Source organism: Albimonas sp. (genome assembly GCF_055129145.1).
Genome location: NZ_JBSRTQ010000107.1, coordinates 1 through 16604, shown reverse-complemented (window position 1 = coordinate 16604; position 16604 = coordinate 1). Strand labels below are relative to the sequence as shown.

General features: G+C 72.4%; 15 protein-coding genes and 1 pseudogene. 4 read left to right on the top strand and 12 right to left on the bottom strand.

Annotated features, from left to right (window positions below):
* The 10 genes and pseudogenes from preA to ACTB72_RS15570 all read right to left on the bottom strand — a co-directional run.
* Positions 1–593: NAD-dependent dihydropyrimidine dehydrogenase subunit PreA (gene preA / locus ACTB72_RS15615; protein WP_463037927.1), on the bottom strand; the 593-nt coding region annotated here is incomplete at its 3' end.
* Positions 594–613: 20 nt separating this feature from the next.
* Positions 614–1848, bottom strand: a pseudogene (locus tag ACTB72_RS15610) (NAD(P)-dependent oxidoreductase).
* A gap of 158 nt (positions 1849–2006) precedes the next feature.
* Positions 2007–2780, bottom strand: coding sequence for a SapC family protein (locus tag ACTB72_RS15605; protein WP_463037926.1), 774 nt, complete (start codon positions 2778–2780; stop codon positions 2007–2009).
* A gap of 168 nt (positions 2781–2948) precedes the next feature.
* Entirely contained in the window at positions 2949–3560 is a 612-nt protein-coding gene (locus ACTB72_RS15600) for a GNAT family N-acetyltransferase (protein WP_463037925.1), read from the bottom strand.
* A 58-nt stretch (positions 3561–3618) separates the two neighbouring features.
* The gene (sseA, locus tag ACTB72_RS15595; protein WP_463037924.1) at positions 3619–4479 is read right to left on the bottom strand and encodes a 3-mercaptopyruvate sulfurtransferase; all 861 of its coding nucleotides are present in this window, start codon (positions 4477–4479) and stop codon (positions 3619–3621) included.
* Between the two features lie 108 nt (positions 4480–4587).
* The gene (locus ACTB72_RS15590) at positions 4588–5331 is read right to left on the bottom strand and encodes an alanyl-tRNA editing protein (RefSeq protein ID WP_463037923.1); all 744 of its coding nucleotides are present in this window, start codon (positions 5329–5331) and stop codon (positions 4588–4590) included.
* Positions 5332–5416: 85 nt separating this feature from the next.
* A complete protein-coding gene (locus ACTB72_RS15585; RefSeq protein WP_463037922.1) occupies positions 5417–8122 on the bottom strand; it encodes a DUF3772 domain-containing protein in 2706 nt (901 codons plus the stop codon).
* Between the two features lie 163 nt (positions 8123–8285).
* Positions 8286–9329, bottom strand: a complete 1044-nt coding sequence (locus tag ACTB72_RS15580; RefSeq protein WP_463037921.1) for a cysteine synthase A — start codon at positions 9327–9329, stop codon at positions 8286–8288.
* 162 nt (positions 9330–9491) lie between these two features.
* On the bottom strand, positions 9492–10712 hold the full coding sequence (locus ACTB72_RS15575; RefSeq protein WP_463037920.1) for a GAF domain-containing sensor histidine kinase: 1221 nt from the start codon (positions 10710–10712) through the stop codon (positions 9492–9494).
* Positions 10713–10895: 183 nt separating this feature from the next.
* Positions 10896–12056: a gamma-glutamylcyclotransferase gene (locus ACTB72_RS15570; protein WP_463037919.1), complete on the bottom strand. Its 1161-nt coding sequence runs from the start codon at positions 12054–12056 to the stop codon at positions 10896–10898.
* A gap of 563 nt (positions 12057–12619) precedes the next feature.
* On the opposite strand from ACTB72_RS15570, the gene ACTB72_RS15565 reads away from it, so the two are divergent.
* From ACTB72_RS15565 to ACTB72_RS15550, 4 genes are all read left to right on the top strand, one after another.
* A complete protein-coding gene (locus tag ACTB72_RS15565) occupies positions 12620–13390 on the top strand; it encodes a cupin domain-containing protein (protein WP_463037917.1) in 771 nt (256 codons plus the stop codon).
* Positions 13391–13395: 5 nt separating this feature from the next.
* Entirely contained in the window at positions 13396–14118 is a 723-nt protein-coding gene (locus ACTB72_RS15560; protein ID WP_463037916.1) for a DUF6134 family protein, read from the top strand.
* Positions 14115–14924, top strand: coding sequence for an SDR family NAD(P)-dependent oxidoreductase (locus tag ACTB72_RS15555; protein ID WP_463037915.1), 810 nt, complete (start codon positions 14115–14117; stop codon positions 14922–14924). The genes ACTB72_RS15560 and ACTB72_RS15555 overlap by 4 nt, the downstream gene beginning before the upstream one ends.
* A gap of 72 nt (positions 14925–14996) precedes the next feature.
* Positions 14997–15599: an isochorismatase family protein gene (locus ACTB72_RS15550; protein WP_463037914.1), complete on the top strand. Its 603-nt coding sequence runs from the start codon at positions 14997–14999 to the stop codon at positions 15597–15599.
* 169 nt (positions 15600–15768) lie between these two features.
* Here the strand turns inward: ACTB72_RS15550 and rplT are convergent, their stop codons facing one another.
* The gene (gene rplT / locus ACTB72_RS15545) at positions 15769–16131 is read right to left on the bottom strand and encodes a 50S ribosomal protein L20 (protein ID WP_463037913.1); all 363 of its coding nucleotides are present in this window, start codon (positions 16129–16131) and stop codon (positions 15769–15771) included.
* A 14-nt stretch (positions 16132–16145) separates the two neighbouring features.
* Positions 16146–16346, bottom strand: coding sequence for a 50S ribosomal protein L35 (gene rpmI / locus ACTB72_RS15540; RefSeq protein ID WP_463037912.1), 201 nt, complete (start codon positions 16344–16346; stop codon positions 16146–16148).
* Between the last annotated feature and the right edge of the window lie 258 nt (positions 16347–16604).

Genomic DNA, 16604 nt, shown 5'->3' with positions numbered 1-16604 from the left:
GCATCCGCGCCGCCGCGCACGGCGGCGCGGGCCGGGTGGCGGATGTCGGTGATGTTGGGGGTCAGCTTCACGATCACCGGCATGCGGGTCGAGGCCTTGCACCAGCGGGTGACCATCTCGATGTATTCCGGCACCTGGCCGACGGCGGCGCCCATGCCGCGCTCGGACATGCCATGGGGGCAGCCGAAGTTCAGTTCGATGCCGTCGGCGCCGGTGGCTTCGACCAGCGGCACGATGCCGGTCCAGCTCTCCTCGTCGCAGGGCACCATGAGGGACACCACCACGGCGCGGTCGGGGTAGTCGCGCTTCACCGCCTTGATCTCGTCGAGGTTCACCTGAAGGGGGCGGTCGGTGATCAGCTCGATGTTGTTGATGCCCAGCACCCTTCGATCCGCGCCGTGGATCACCCCGTAGCGGGGGCCGTTGACGTTGACGATGTGGGGGTCGAGGCCGAGCGTCTTCCACACCACGCCGCCCCAGCCCGCCTCGAAGGCGCGGCGGACGTTGTATGCCTTGTCGGTGGGCGGGGCCGAGGCCAGCCAGAACGGGTTCGGGGACTTGATCCCCACGAAGTCGCTGCGCAGGTCGGCCATGGCGGTGTCCTCCGGGGGGATCAGGCGCTGAGGGCGCGGTGGATGCTTTCGGCGGCGTCGCGGCCTTGGGCGACGGCGGTGACGGTGAGGTCCTCGCCGCCCGAGGCGCAGTCGCCCCCGGCCCAGACGCCGGGGCGGGAGGTGCGGCCCTCCGCGTCGATCTCGATCTTGCCGGCGGAGACCGCGACGCCCTGGGGCGCGGTCAGGGTCTGGCCGATGGCTTTCAGCACCATGTCGGCTTCGACCACGAAGGTCTCGCCCGTGCCGATCAGGCGGCCGTCGGGACCGGATTCGGTGCGCTCGAATTCCACGCCATGGACGCCGGTGGCGCTGGCCAGCACGCGGATAGGCCGGGCGTCGGTGCGCACCGCGACGCCGTTGGCGGCGGCGAGGTCGACTTCGAAATCCGAAGCCGCCATCGCCTCGCGCCCGCGGCGGTAGACCAGCGACACTTCGGAGGCGCCGAGTTTGGCGGATTGAATCGCGGCGTCGGTGGCGGTCATGCCGCCGCCGATCACCACGACCGAGCGGCCGACGGGCACGTCCCCCGGCGCGGACTGGCGCAGCTGCGCGATCCAGTCGACGGCATCCATCACGCCCGCCATGTCCTCGCCCGGCGCGCCCAGCGCATTGACCCCGGCGAGGCCGATCCCCAGGAACACCGCGTCGAATTCCGCCGTCATCGGGCCTTGTAGGCGGCGATGCCGTATTCGTTGAGCCCGCCGGGTTTGGGCCGCGTGTCGAAGACGCGGACCGCGTGGCCCTTCATCGCCAGACGGTGGGCGCAGGCGAGGCCGGCGGGCCCGGCGCCGATCACCGCCACGGTCTTGCCGGTGGCGGGGGCGCGCGCGAAGGGGTGACCGTTCTCGGCCATCAGCCTGTCGGTGGCGTAGCGCTGGAGGCGGCCGATGGCGACGGGGTCGCCCTCCGCCGTCATCCGCACGCAGGCCTCTTCGCACAGGGTCTCCGTAGGGCAGACGCGGGCGCACATGCCGCCGAGGATGTTCTGCTCGAAGATGGTCCGCGCCGCGGCCTTGGGCTGGCCGGTCTGGATCTGGCGGATGAACATCGGGATGTCGATGTCGGTCGGGCAGGCGGTCATGCAGGGCGCGTCGTGACAGAAATAGCAGCGATCCGAGGCCACCAGCGCCTCATGCGCGCCGAAGGCCGGATGCAGGTCGGCGAAATTGGCGGCGAGCTGATCGGCGGGGAGTCGGGCGGGCGCGATCCCGGGCGCGCGGCGCGCTTGGCTCATGGCAGGCGGACTCCCATTCCGAGGCGGCGGGGCTGGCTGTTGCTGGGACTCACCGTGCGGCGAGTCGTAAATTTAATCAATTGGGAAAATCATTGGCCGCGCGCCGGTCAGCCAGCCCCGCCCTGCGCGCCGGCCAGGCGCCGAGGGGCGGCCCCCGCTCAGCCCTGAGTGGAGGTCAGCCGCGCGGTCAGCGCCGGGAAGCTGTTGAGGCTGACCAGGTGGCGATAGGCGGCGGCGAGCGCCCCGCAGGAACGAAGCTCGCCCAGCGCCGCGTCGGAGAGCGCGTTGAGCTTGGCCTCGTCCACCACCTGGAAATCGGTCAGCCGCAGCACCTCGCCGCCCGGCAGGTCGACCTTGCCCTGCTGGGGGATCAGCAGCCCGGCCTCGGCCAGCGCCTCGCAGGCGCGGTTGGTCGTCTCCACGTCCCGGTGATGGGCGAGGCAGAAATCGCGGGCGTTGAGGGTCTCGGGCGTCGGCTCGCCCGCGGCGAACAGAGGCGCGGCGCCGGGCTCGGTCAGCTCTGCGGTGAAACGGGGGGAGTGCGGGTCGATGCCCAAGAGCAGCCGCGGCGCGCCGCCGTCCGGGTCGGGCGCGGTCATCAGCAGGAACGGCACGCGGCGCAGATGGGCTGGGATGTGGACGCCCGCGGCCCAGGCGCCGTCGGGCGCGACGAAGAGGTTGCGCCCCTGGCGCAGGCCGGTGACGGCGACCGGGCGTCGCCCGCCCTCGCCGGCGAAGACGATGGGCATCGACACCGCCGCCCGCGCGAATTCCCCGATCAGCAGCGGCACGGCGACGGCGGAGGCGGCGAAGCCGAAGCCCGCATGGGGCCGCAGGCCGAGCCCCGCATGGCGGTTGCGGTCGAGCGGCTCGGCCCCCTCGTAGAACTGCGGAAGGCGCGAGGACGGGCCGGGCGAGGTGGCGTCGGACATGGCGCTCGGGCGCTCCTGGGTGACATCGCGTCCCACAGGCCTAGCCGATCCGGGCCCGTCGCGGAACCGCGCAGGTTGCATCGGTTCCGCCTGGCGCCCCCGCTGGCCGCCGCGGCGGGCGGGGCCTCGGGGACAGGCGCGCCGGGGGGGGCCGCGGCTCCCCCGGTCTCAGGCGGGACGGTCGCGGGTCATCACCCGCTCGACCTCGGTGCGCCGCACAGCCCGAAACCCGGCGCGCTGATACATCGGCAGCGCGCGGGGATGGTCGAGCGAGCAGGTGTTGACCGTCATCTTCGCGCAGCCCGGCCGCGCCCAGGCCGCCCGGATCGCCTCGCCCAGCAGCCAGCGGCCGAGCCCGCCGCCCAGCGCCCGCGCCGACAGCCCGAAATAGGCGAGGTCCACCACGCCCTCCCCCTGCGTCTCGACGCGCCCGTCCAGCACGAAGAACCCCGCCGGCCAGCCGCGATGCAGCATCGAGACCAGGCTGACCGCCGGATCGACGAGCCAGGCGGCCTGCTCGTCCGGGTCGTCGGCATGACGGTCGGTCCATTCCCAGTCGGCCCCGACCAGGTCGTAGAGGTAGCGGAAATAGGCGGCGGGCGGGTCCTCCGCCCGGATCAGCGAGACGGGGGCGGTCAGCGGCAGCGGCGGGAAGGGCCCCTCGGGGCGAGCCCGCATCTCCAGCCAGGTGATCGCCACCTTGACCCGGTCGCCGGCCTTGGCGCCGGCATGGGCCACGGCGCCGGCCTCACCCGCCCCGGCGCCGTCGGCGTCGGTCACCGCGTGAAGGCGCGGCCCGCCCCCATCGCTTCCCACTCCGCCCCTGCCCGCCATCGGATCAGCGCGCCGGGCCGGTTTCGACCGCGAGGTCGGGATAGGCCCCCCACTCGGTCCAGGATCCGTCATAGACCGCCCAGTCCCGATGCCCCGCCCGCTCCAGCGCCAGCGCCAGCACGCAGGCGGTGACGCCCGAGCCGCAGGACGTGACGACCGGCCGCGCGAGGTCCACCCCCGCCGCCTCGAACACCGCGCGGATCGCGTCGCGGTCCTTCAGCGTGCCGTCGTCGTTGAGCACGGTCTTGAACGGCACGTTGCGCGCGCCGGGGATGTGGCCGGAGCGGAGGCCGGCGCGCGGCTCGGGAACCCTGCCCTCGAAGCGCTCCGCGGCGCGCGCGTCGACCACCTGATCGTGACCGAGCTTGATCGCCATGGCGACCTGGGTGACGTCCTTGACCAGCCGCGCGTCGCGCCGCGCCACGAAATGGCGGTCGCGCGCCAGCGGGGCCATGTCCTCGGTCGCGCGCCCCTCTTCCAGCCATTTGGGCAGCCCGCCGTCGAGCACCGCCACGTCCTTGTGGCCCATCAGCCGGAACAGCCACCAGACCCGCGCGGCCGAGAACAGCCCCGCCTGGTCGTAGACCACCACCCGATGCGCGTCGCCGATGCCCATCGCGCGCACGCGGGACACGAACTTCTCCACCGGCGGCGCCATATGCGGCAGTTCGGAGCGGGTGTCGGCGATCTCGTCGATATCGAAGAACTGGGCGCCGGGGACATGGGCCTCGGCGTATTCCGCCCTGGCGTTGCGGCCGGTGTCGGGCATGTGCCAGGAGGCGTCGAGCACCCGCACGTCCGGCGCGTCCAGATGGGCGGCCAGCCACTCGGTCGAGACGAGGAGCTGCGATTCGGACGCGGTCATGGGCGGTCTCCGGGGCTAGGCGCCGCCGCTCGGCGCGTCTGAGGCTTAGCCTTGCGTGCGCCGCGGGATCAAGGGGGGCGAGGGCGGGCGCGGCGCAATCGCGTCGCCTCAATCCTCCAGCGTCAGGGACACCCGGCGGTTCTGCTTGCCCTTCTTCTCGATCTTGCCGATCACCGCGCGCCCGATCTCGCCGGTGGCCCGCACATGGGTGCCGCCGCAGGGCTGCAGGTCCACCGTCGCCTCCCCCGCCCCGATCCGCACCAGCCGGATCCGGCCCGAGCCGCGCGGCGGCTGCACGCGCAGGGTCTTGACCAGACCCGGATTGGCGTCGAGTTCGGCATCCGTGATCCATTCCTCCGACACCGGATGATCGCCCGCCACCAGCGCGTCGAGCGCGGCCTGCAGCGCCTCGCGATCCCCGGGCGCTTCGGGCATGTCGAAGTCGAGCCGGCCTTTTTCGGCGCCGATCTGGCCGCCGGTGACGGGGAGCGGGATCACCACCGACAAAAGGTGAAGGGCGGTGTGCATCCGCATGTGGCGGCGGCGGCGGTCCTCGTCGAGGCGTTGCAGCCCCTCCGCCCCCACCGCGGGCGGGGCATCGCCTTCGGGCAGCACCAGCCCGACGCCGGTTCCCGCGCCCAACGGGATCTTGACCGCGTCGATCACCGGGAAGACCCGGCCATCCAGCTCCAGCTCGCCGATGTCGCCGGGCTGGCCGCCGCCGGCGGGGTAGAACAGCACGCGGTCGAGCACCACCAGACCGTCCTCGGTCAGGCCCGTCACCTTCGCCCTGGCCTCGAACATGTAGGGATAGGCGCGGAAAAGCGGGAGCTGGTCGTTGTCGACGGGCATGGCGGGTCCTCGGAAAGGGGGCGCGGTCGCCCGCAGGGAAGGCGAAACCGCGGGCGAGGACAAGGGGGCGCCCTTCGCTCAGGTCTCAGCGCCCGTCGCCGCCCCCGTCCCCGTCCCCGCCGCCCCAGGCATGGGCGGCCGAGGGCGCGGCCCCCTCCGTCGCCTCGTTCGCGGCGGGCGAGGCGCCGTCGCCGGGCGCCGAGGTGGCCGCCGGCCGGGACTTGGCGCGCCCCCGCGGCGGCGGCGTGGGGACGAGCGCGTCGTCGGGCGGCACGTCGTCCGTGAAAAGGTCGTCAGGGGCCCGCCGCGCCGCCGCCGCCCCGCGCAACGCCGCGCCAAGGGTCTCCGCCTCCGCCACCCGCAGCACCCGCTGCGGCAGCGGGATCACCATGCCGGCCTCGGCGAAGCGCTCGGCGATGGCGATGTAGAAGGTGGTCTGCACGTCGAAGATGGTCAGCACGTCGCGCAGGATCACCCGCAGCTCCAGGTTCACGCCCGACTCGCCGAAGGACGCCACGATCGCCTGCGGGGCCGGATAGCGCAGCACCCGGGGGTCCTCGCGCGCCATCTCCAGCAGGATCGCATGGGCCGCGCGCAGGTCGGTGCCATGCGCCACCATCACCTTCACGATCAGCCGGCCGGCGCTGTTGGAATGGGTGTAGTTGACCACCTTGCCTTCGATCAGCTGCGAATTGGGCAGGATCAGCGAGGATTTGTCGAAGGTCTCGATCTCCGTGGCGCGCACCGAGATCCGCTTCACCACGCCATGATCCCCGCCCACGAAGATCCAGTCGCCGACCTTGATCGGGCGTTCCAGCATCAGGATCACGCCGGAGACGAAGTTGGAGAAGATGGTCTGCAGCCCGAAGCCGATGCCCACCGACAGCGCGCCGAAGACGATGGCGAGGCTCGACAGGTCGATCCCCGCCGCCGCCGTCGCCGCCAGCGCCGCCAGGATGAAGCCCAGATAGCCCATGGAGGCGGTGACGGCCGAGCGCCCGCCGGCGTCGAGCCGGGTGTTGGGCAGCACCGAGGTCGCCATGATCATCTGCGCCAGCCGGGTGACGCCGAAGGCCAGTCCGAACACCACCGCGAAGCTGAGGAACCCGCCCGGAGAGATATGGATGCCGCCGACATCCACCCCCTCGATCACGAAGCGCCACATGTCCTCCAGCTCGGCCGCGCGGGCGCCCCAGATGAAGGCCAGCAGCGGCAGCGCGGCGAGCGTGATCACGAAGCCCGCCAGCACCAGCAGCAGCCGCAACCCGCTCGCCTCGGAAGCGTGACGCTCCATGTAGGCTTCGACGAAGTTGCGCAGCAGCGCCTGCAGCAGCACGGCGGCGCAGATCAGGCCCAGCGACAGCGACAGCGGCCGGAACACGAACTGGGCGGCCGCGTAATACCCGGTCAGCGCCAGCGCCAGCGACCCCGCCGCCGCCAGCCGCAGGGCGAAGGCGCCGAGCCAGGCGAAGCGGCGGCCGAGGCTTTCGGGGGTCTCCTGCCGCTCGGCCAACGGATCGTCGACATCGGGATCGGGCGGCGGCGCGGGGCGCGGGCCGATGGAGCGGGCGAGCATCCACAGGCAGGTGGCGCCGAGCGCGATGACGATCAGGTTGAAGGCGGCGAGCGCATCGGCGCTGAGCCCGACCTCCTCGCCGGCGCGGACCAGCATCAGGTCGAGCAGCAGCGCCAGCCCGAGGCCCTGGGCGCGCAGCGCCGCATTGGCCGCGGCGGCGTCGTCGAGCGAGGAGAGCCGCAGCGCCGGTTCGCGCGGGGCGAAGAAGGCTATGGCGAGCCCGCGGGCGGCGCCCAGCACCATCACGCCGCCGAGCGCGTGGTTGAGCAGGGTCTCCCCGACCGGGCCGAAGAGCGCGCTCTCGCTCAGCCCCACCCGCAGCAGCAGCGCCGCGATCACCGGCAGCGCCAGCCGCACCAGCGTCGCAACCGCGCCATAGGCGGCGCGGCCGGAACGGGTGACGCCCTTGTCCAGCCGCCGGCGCAGCGCACGCTCGGACCGGCGCAGGGTCCAGATCATCAACCCCAGGCCGCCCACGATCAGGCCGGCGGTCAGCGGCAGCCGGGCGAGGCGGTCCCGGCGCGCCAGCGGGTCCGACAACGCCCGGGACACCTCGTCGCCGACCAGGCCGATGATCCGCGCCGTCTCCGTCGCCGCGGCCCGCCAGGTGGCGGGATTGACCGGCGAGGGGCCCAGCGTCGCCAGCTGCTCCATGAACCGCCGGCGCATCAGCCCGTCGATCTCCGCGATCAGCGAGGCCGCCCGGGTCAGCGCCTGTTCCGAGCGGCGGTTCACCTCCTGCAGCCCGCTGATGCGCTGGTCGAGCGCGCGGCGCTGGCGCGCGACCCCGGGGGAGGCGATGACGCCGCTTTCGGCGTCGGCGGGTGCGCTGAGCGCGGCGGCCTGCGCCTCCAGCGGCGCGAGGGCCGCGGCGGCGCGGTCGGCCAGCGCCTTGGCGGCGTCGCGATGGGCGACCAGCTGCTCGCGCAGCAATTCATAGGCGGCGGTGGAGGCCGTGCCGCGCACGATCACCTCCTCGGCCTGCTTGGCGGCGTCGTCCCAGATCCGCATCCGGCGGTCGGTCTCGGCCGTCTCGTTCTCAAGCGACAAGGGGCTGGAGGCGGCGGGCGCGGCATCGGCCGCCGCGGCGGGCGCGTCGGATTTGCCGCCCGATGTGGCGGCCTCCAGCGCCCCGCGCAGCGCGTCGGCGGTCTGGGCCGGGGCGGGGCCGGGGATCAGCGCCGGGGCGAGGCAGAGCAGGAGCGCCAAGAGCATGCGCAGAACCGCCGGACGCGACAACGCCCGCCGGGGCGGGCGCGGTCCCTCGGCGCGGGGTCCGGATCGGGTTCGGGAGCCAGGTCGGGGGCGGGCGGGCGCGCGGCTCATGACCGGCGCCGACCGCAGGCCCGCCCCGCCCGGCGCCGGGCCTGCGCTTGGGTCACGACGCCTCCGCGAACACCTCGGGGACCGTGGTCTCGCCCCGCTCCAGGAAGCCCGGCGTCGGCAGGTTCTTCGAGCGCAGGAAGACCGGGTTGAAGATCTTGGAGGCGTAGCGCGTGCCGTAATCGCACAGGATCGTCACCACCGTATGCCCGGGGCCGAGATCCTTCGCCATGCGGATCGCGCCGGCGACGTTGATGCCCGACGAACCGCCGAGGCAGAGGCCCTCATGCGCCAGCAGGTCGTAGATCACCGGCAGCGCCTCGGCGTCGGGGATGTTGTAGGGCATGTCGACGGTCAGGCCCTCGAGATTGGCGGTGATCCGCCCCTGCCCGATGCCTTCGGTGATGGAATCGCCCTCGGACTTCAGCACGCCCTGCGCATAGTGACGGAACAGCGCCGAGCCGTCGGGGTCCGCCAGCCCGATCTTCACGCCGGCCTTCTTCGCCCGCAGCCCCTCGGCCACGCCGGCGAGCGTGCCGCCGGAACCGACGGCGCAGATGAAGCCGTCGACGCGGCCTTGCGTCTGCTCCCAGATCTCGGGAGCGGTGGTCGCCACATGCGCCTGCCTGTTCGCCACGTTGTCGAACTGGTTGGCCCAGATCGCGCCGTTGGGCTCGGTCTTCGCCAGCGCCTCGGCGAGGCGGCCGGAATAGCGCACGTAATTGTTGGGGTTCTTGTAGGGCGCGGCGGGCACCTCGATCAGCTCGGCTCCGGCCAGGCGGATCATGTCCTTCTTCTCCTGGCTCTGGGTGTCGGGCATCACGATCACCGAGCGGAATCCCATCGAGGCGCCGACCAGCGCCAGCCCGATGCCGGTGTTGCCGGCCGTGCCTTCGACGATCACACCGCCGGGGCGCAGCGCGCCGCGCTTCACCGCGTCCTGGATGATCGACAGCGCCGCGCGGTCCTTCACGGACTGGCCGGGATTGAGGAACTCCGCCTTGCCGAGGATCTCGCAGCCGGTGATCTCGGAGGCCTTGCGGAGCCGGATCAGCGGCGTGTTGCCGACCGCATCGGCCAGGTCCTTGCGAATGGTCATAGCGCGTTCCTCCCTCCCCCGGTCCGGGTCGCCGGGGCGTCCGATCGCTCAGTCGGACTTAGACGCGGGGGCGCGGCCGCGCAAGGATGGGGACTGCGGTTTCACATCAACTCGCAGGGCGTCGAATATTTCACGCGCTTGAAATGTGTTTCGGCGAGCCGGTCAGCTCCGGTCGGGGAACGACGCCGAAAGCCGGGTCTCGCCGCCCTCGGACCGGCCCGTCAGCCTGCCGCCATGACCTGCCGCGATCTGCGAGGCGATGAACAGGCCGAGCCCGAGGCCCCCGTCATGGCCCCGCGCATGCGGCTCCAGCATCCGCTGGTCGAGATCCGCGGGCAGCGGTGCGCCGCGATTGACCACCTCCAGCACGAAACGCCCGTTCCGGCGCCGGGCCGAGACCGAGACCGGCGCATCCTCTTCGCCATGTTCGAGGGCGTTGCACACCAGATTGCTCAGCATCTGGGTCAGGCGGGCCGGATCGCAGACCACGCCCTCGGCGAAGTCGATGCTCATGTCGATGCGCCGGTCGGGATAGGCCAGGCGCAACTCCCGCACCGCGCCGCGGATCTGTTCGGCGAGGTCTTCGGTCGCGGCCGGATGCACCGGCATCGTGCCGTCGCCCAGCCGGTTGCGGGTGAAATCCAGCATGTTGTTGACCAGCCGGATCATGCGCAGGGTCGACTGCGACAGCATCGCGGCCAGCTGTTTCGCCCGCGGCTCGACCGCCCCGTCGCGCAGCACCTGCAGGCCGGCGTCGACGCCGGCGAGCGGGCTGCGCAGGTCATGGCTCAGCACCGCGACGAACTGGTCGCGCAGGCGGGTGGCCTCGTGCGCCGCCTTCAGCTTGGTTTCCGTCCGCTCCAGCTGCGCCTCCGCCTGCTCCAGCCGGTCGCTGGCGTCGAGATGGGAGGCGATCAGCGCGGCGAACAGCTCGATCATCCTGACCGTCGCCGGCGCGCTGATCGACGCGTCGTCCGGGCGCGGGTCGGGGTCGAGCGCGCAGAGCGTGCCGAAGGCGCCGCGCCGGGCGGTGCGGATCGGGGCGGAGATGTAGCTGCGGAAGCCGTGCATCCCGGGCACGTCATGGCTTTCGTAGTGGTCGTTGCCGACGCAATCGTCGAACACGATCAGCTTGTCGTCGCGCAGCACGTCGCGGCACAAGGTATGCTCGATCCGCAGTTCGTCCCCCGGGCCCAGCCCGAATTCGAGCCGGTCGAGGGTCGCGCAGGCCATCCAGCGATCCTGGGTCACCCGGGCCACCGCCGCGTAGCGCATGCCGGTGATGTCGCAGATCACTTCCAGGATGCTCGGCACCACATCGATGTCGCCGACGGCCATCCGGTCGATGATGAAGGCGTCGCTGGCCGGCGCAGACAGGTTCATGAACGTCATCGCCTCCGGGGCCGCAACCGGCGTCGCGCGGGCGAGCAGCGTCAGGACTGCGGGATCGCGGAGGAGACCGGGGCGCCGAAACGGCGCTGCACCCATATTGCGGGGCGGCGCCGTCCCGCACAAGTCTCAAGCGCCCTTAACATTTGATGGCGCGTCGCGCCGGTCCGCGAACGATCAGCGCCATGTCCCGCGCAGCCGCTCGCGGTGCCGCGCCAGCCACAGGAGCGAGATCAGCGCCGGGGAGGTGTCGGCCTCCTGCCGCTCCACCATGCCCATCGCCGCGTCGAAGGAGAGCACGGCCGAGATCACGTCCTCCGCCTCCGCCTCCAGCCCCCCGGCGCCGCCCGCGGCGGAGAGATCGGCTTCCCCGACATAGGCGGTGACATGCTCGGCCGCCGCGCCGGGCGAGGAATAGAAGGCGGCGATACGCTCCACCCGGCCGAGGCTCAGCCCCGCCTCCTCCATCGCCTCGCGCCGCGCCGCGGCTTCGGGGTCCTCGACGTCGTCGATCCGCCCGGCGATGACCTCCACCGGCCAGGGATGGGCGTCGCCGCGGGCATGGGGGCCCGCGCGCCACTGGGTGACCAGCAGGACCGCGTCGGCGACGGGGTCGTAGGGCAGCACCGTCACCGCGTCGCCCGACAGCCACACCGCCCGGCGCACCACATCCGAGCGGCGGCCGCCCGACATCGGATAGCTGAGGTGATGCTCCTCCACCGCGAAGAACGAGGCGTAGGGGCGGGTCAGCCGCGTGGTCACGACGTCCGTCGCCGCGAAGGTCACGCCGGGAAAGCGCGGGCCGGTGGCCGCGGCCACCGCGCGGGCGCGAGCCACGGCGCGGGCCTTGAGGCCGGGCCAGAGGGTCAGGTCCGACCAGTCGGTCCCCGCCTCGTAATGCGCCATGATCTCCACCGCCGCTTCGCGCAGGGCCAGCCGCTCCGCCTCCGGCCAGTCGTCGAAGGACCAGGGGCCGGCGGCGGTGGTCGGGCCGACGGGAAAGCAGGCGAGGGCGGTCAGCGTCTCGGCCGGCGCGGCGTTGCCGCTCGCGGAGGCGGCGACGACCACCTCGGTCTCGCGCAGGACGTATTCGGCCTCATCCTCGAAGAACCGCATGCGCGCGACCTCCTCGGCGCTCGCCTCGCGCATCACGGCGCCCTGCACGATCCGCCCGGGGGCGGGGATCAGACAGGGGAAATCCTCCCCCGCCACGCGGCGCAGCTCATGGTCGGCGAGCATCGCGGGCTCGGTCGCGGGCGTCTCCGCCCGCCCGAGCACGCGGCGCAGCACCTCGGGATCGCGCAGCGACCCATAGAAGAACACAGCCTCAGAGGACATCCGCCCCTCCCTGAAAAGGCGCCTTCCGCCCGGCGCGACGCGACGCGCAGGGCGGGGGAGGGCGCGGACCTGCCCGTCGAGCCGACGGGCGCCGCCGTCATGCGACATGACGCCCCGCGGGCCGGAAAACCGCGGGTCGTCCCCAGGTTTCCTGTCGCGCCGGTGATCCGGGACGGTCCGGGCGACGTAACACAGCCAATAGGAAAAACCAGCGTGACCGAATGCGATGCGCCGCCGCAAGGCGGATCGGACCGCAAGGCGCGCGCCATGTCCCTTGACCCGCGTCTGACCGCGGATTGTGGCGAAACCGGGCGCGACGACGCGGCGAAACGAGGATGTTTCCCCGTCGGGCGTCGCCGCCGACCGGGCGCAGCCCGGCTCGGGCGGAGCGGATCGGGGGGCCGACCGCAACGGCCGGCCAGACAAGGCGCTCGGGCGACGGAAAACGTCGTCGAGGGCGTGAGAGAACGAAGAGGGGTCGGGCGCGTCGTCCGCGAAGGACGCCGCGACCCGCAGCGGAAACACGGGCAAGTCGCTTGCAAGCAAGGAAGCGCAGGACAGGTATGCTTTATCCGGACGATCAGGTTCTGGTCGACTACGCCAGCGGCGCCATCTCGCCCGGTCTCGGGCTGCTGGTGGCGACGCATCTGACCTTCAGTCCCGAAAGCCGCCGCCGCGTGGCCGATCTCGAGCTGATCGGCGGCCTGCTGATCGAGAACGAACCCTCCCCCAACATTCCGCCGCCCGCGCTTTCGGCCGCGCTCGACCGGCTCGACGCCGTCACCCGCTTCGAGGCCTGGGAGCCCGAGGCGCATGCCGAAGCGCCGCTGGCAGCCGCCCGGCCCTCCGTCTCTCAGGCTCGCGGCGCGACCAGGACCGGGCCCATGCTGCACGACCTGCACGGGCGCAGCGTGGCGGAAGCGCGCGAGGACGAAGCGGCGTCGGTGTCCGGCAAGTCGCCGGTCCTGCCCGCCCGGCTGCGGGATTTCGCCGGCGGCGACGTCGAGGATCTGGACTGGCGCTTCCGCTTGCCGGGCCTTTCGGAATGCACCCTGTCGGAGGGCGAGGGCGAGGAGATCAGCCTGATCCGCGCCCGCCCCGGCGCGCCGACGCTCTCCCACACTCATTCGGGCGTCGAGACGACGCTGGTCCTCTGCGGCCAGCTCGAGGATCGCGGCCGGATCTATCGCCGCGGCGACGTGGCCATCGCCACCGTCGAGGACGACCACCGTCCGCGGATCGTGGGGGACGAGGTCTGCATCTGCCTGGTGGTGATGTCGGGCGAGATGCGGTTCACCGGCGCGATGTCGCGCGTCCTCAACCTGCTGGCCTGAACGCGATGACCCACATCCCCCCCCGCCCCGCCGCCTTCTCCGCCCATCGTCGCGCCGTGCTGCGCGGGGGGCTCGCTGCGATGGCGGCCCCCGCCCTGGCCGGCTTCGGAGGCCGGGCCTTCGCGCAGGGCTCGGCCTCGCGCAGCTTCGACGTGCTGCGCGACGGCGATTCCATCGGCGCCCAGACCACGACGGTCACGGCCGACGGCGCGAAGATCGAGGTGACGGTCAAGGTCCGCATCGCGGTCAAGGTGCTGGGCATCGTCGCCTATCGCTACACGCTCGACAGCCGCGAGACCTGGGAGGACGGCCGCCTCCTGACCCTCGACGGCGAGACCGATGACGACGGAACCAAGGAGGTCTCGAAGGTGCGGCGGGAGGGCGGCACGCTCATCGCCTCCGGCACCCACAAGGGCGAGATCCCCGGCGACGCCGCCACCACCACCTATTGGACCCCGAGCTTCCTCGAACGGTCCACCTGGATCAGCACCCAGACCGGCGCGCCGCTGGCGGTGTCGGCGGCGCGCGACGGGACGGAAGCGGTGCCCGGGCCGTCGGGGCGGGTCGACTGCGCCCGCTGGCGGGTGTCGGGCGATCTCGACGTGACGCTTTACTACGACGATCGGGGCGAATGGATGGGCAACGCCTTCGACGCGGGCGGGGAGCTCGCGCGGTTCCGCGCCACGTCCGAAGGGCCTCGCCTCGCCGCGCTGTGGACCGCAGGGTGACGGGCGGGGCGAAAGGCGGGGCCAACGTCTTCGACCAGGTGATGCGGCCCGCCGACGGCGCGGCCTGGATCACCGGCGCTTCGGGCGGGATCGGCCGGGCCGTGGCCCTTCGCCTCGCCGCCGCCGGCTGGGAGGTGCACGCCACCGCCCGCGGGGCCGAGGCGCTGGAGGCGCTGGCCGCCGAGAGCCGCGACGCCGGCCATCTGGGCGTCATCATCCCCCTGCAAGCCGACGTGACCGACCCCGCCGCGATGCGCGAGGCGGTGGCGGGGATCGAGGCCGGGCGGGGGTTGGCGCTGGCGATCCTCAACGCCGGGATCTACCTGCCGATGCGGGCGGGGGATTTCGATGCGGAAAAGGCGCGGAAGACCTTAGACGTGAATCTCGGCGGCGTGGTCAACGGGCTCGACCCGGTGCTGAAGGCGTTGATCGCGCGGGGGCGGGGGCATGTGGCGGTGACCGCCTCGGTCGCAGGCTTCGGCGGGCTGCCGGGGGCGGCGGCCTATTCGGCCACCAAGGCCGGGCTGATCGCGATGTGCGAGGCGCTGGCGCTGGACCTGATGGACCTCGGCGTGCGCATCTCGGTGATCAATCCGGGCTTCGTCGAGACGGAGGCGACCGCGGTCAACGACTTCGAGATGCCCATGGTGATGCAGCCGGACGAGGCCGCTCGGCGGATCGTCGAGGGGCTGGGCCGCCCGGGGTTCGAGATCGTGTTCCCCAGGCCTTTCGCCCTGTTCCTGCGGGCGCTGAATCTGCTGCCGAATCAACTTTATTTCCGCGCCTGGCGCCGGCTGACCCGCTGAGGCGCGCGCCTTGACGGGCGGCGCCGCGGGCGCTCAGACTTGGAGCTCCCCTTCCCCGGATGCGAGCCCCCCATGACCGACGCCCCCCTCTCCCGCACGCTGGTCGACGTGGACGATTGCGTCCTCGTGGTGATCGACGTGCAGGACGCGTTCCTCGGCAAATACGACCGCCTGAAAACCCGGTCGGTGGTGGCGCGCATCGCGTGGCTGGCGCGGGTGGCGGGGGATCTCGGCGTGCCGGTGGTGGCGATGGCGGAGGATGTTCCGAGGCTGGGCGGCCTCACCGCGACGGTGCAGGCGGCGCTGCCCGAGGGGACGCGGGTGCACAGCAAGGATTTTTACGGGCTCGCCGGGAATCCGGAGATTTTGGCCGACGTGAAGGCCTCGGGCCGCGGCACGGCGATCTGCGTGGGGATGGAGACGGATGTCTGCGTCGCGCAATCCGCGCTGGGGCTGATCGGCGAGGGGTTCCGGGTGGCGGCCTTGCGCGATGCGGTCTGCACGGTCGAGGCGGACGAGGCCTCCGGCCTCGCGCGGATGCAAGGGGCGGGCGTGGCGCTGCTGTCGGTGAAGGGGCTTTATTACGAGTGGCTGCGCTCGGTCGCCCGCACGCTGGAGGTGCAGGCCCGCTGCGCCCATCACAGGGCGACCGCGCCGGTGGACATGGTGCTGTAGGCCCGGCGTCGCGCGGGCGGGGGCGTGTGTCATGCGGCGCCCGCTGCGCGGGCAAGCCTTCGGCCTCCGGCCGCTGACGCGGCCTTCAGGGCTGGCGGCGCAAACGAAAACCGCCCCGGAGATCGCTCTCCGGGGCGGTCGAATATCGGTCGGTCGGGGTCGGGTCGGCTCAGGCGAGCGCGGCCTTGGCCTTGGCGACGATGGCGGCGAAGGCCTCCGGCTCACGGATCGCGAGGTCGGAGAGCACCTTGCGGTCCACTTCGATGCCCGACTTGGTCAGGCCGTCGATGAAGCGCGAATAGGTGAATTCGGCGTCGATCGCCCGCACGCCGGCGTTGATGCGCTGGATCCACAGCGCGCGGAAACTGCGCTTCCGACGCTTGCGGTCGCGGGTCGCGTATTCCTGCGCCTTGTCGACGGCCTGCGTGGCCACGCGGAACACGTTCTTGCGACGGCCGGAATAACCCTTGGCTGCGTCGCGGACTTTCTTGTGGCGGGCGTGGGCGGTGACGCCGCGTTTCACTCGGGACATGGGTCAGGCCTCCTTCAGCGCGCGTAGGGCATGTAGATCTTGACGATCTTGGCGTCGGACGGGCTCAGCACCATGGTGCCGCGCGCCGTGCGGATGAACTTGGTCGTCCGCTTGATCATGCCGTGGCGCTTGCCGGCGGCCTGGGCCTTGACCTTGCCGGTCGCGGTCATCTTGAAGCGCTTCTTCGCGCTCGCCTTGGTCTTCATCTTGGGCATTTCGGACTCCTCGAAAGGGGCGCCCGCAGCCGCTCACGCGGCGCAGGCCGTTCAGGGGGGACTCGGCAGCCCATTACGGCCGGCCTCCCCGTCTCAAGAGCGCGGGCAATGCCGCAAGCGCGCGGCGCTGTCAAGCGCGTGGGGGGGCGGGGGAGAAGACGGGACTGCGCGAGAGCCGGGAGACGGCGCGGCCGGCGCGCCCCCCGCAACGCCGCGCGGGCGCTCCGCCCGCAACCGGGGCTGCGGCGGACGCGCGGC